Here is a 491-nt window from a genome sequence, read left to right as displayed (position 1 = left end):
GAGGCACTGGCTCGCGTGGCGCAGGACGTGAAGGTCATCGATATCGGCGGCGACCACCGCTTCGTCGAGGGTTGGGTATATGGCCTTGCCGACGTTTGGCCGGACCAAATCAGAGATCAGCGCCGCATCGCCAACCCCGGTTGCTTTCCCGCCGCGACGCTGATCGCGCTCTCACCGTTACTGGCCGAGGGGCTGATCGAGCCCGGCAACATCGTGATCGATGCCAAGACCGGCATCTCCGGGGCTGGTCGCGGTGGCGATAGCAAATTTGGCTACGCCGAGAGCAACGAGAACCTCGTGCCCTACGGTCTACTTCGGCACGTCCACATGCCCGAGATGGCCAAGGCAATTGAACGGCTGAGCGGCGGTAGCGCGGCCGGTCTCGTGTTCACTCCGCACTTGGTGCCGATGACCCGCGGCGTCCTCGCCACCATCTACTGTCGCGGTCGCACCACCACGGACGCGTGCCTGGACGCAGCACGGCGGTTCTA

1 protein-coding gene is annotated in these 491 nt (G+C 64.8%); it reads left to right on the top strand.

Features of this window, described 5'->3' with window-relative positions; all coding sequences use genetic code 11:
* Window positions 1-491: Asd/ArgC dimerization domain-containing protein (locus tag MKK69_RS31215; RefSeq protein WP_313900866.1), on the top strand; the 491-nt coding region annotated here is incomplete at both ends.

The organism is Methylobacterium sp. J-026 (assembly GCF_022829585.1).
GTDB lineage: Bacteria > Pseudomonadota > Alphaproteobacteria > Rhizobiales > Beijerinckiaceae > Methylobacterium.
Note: the sequence above shows the minus strand (reverse complement) of the source record. Positions and strands in the feature narration are given on the sequence as shown.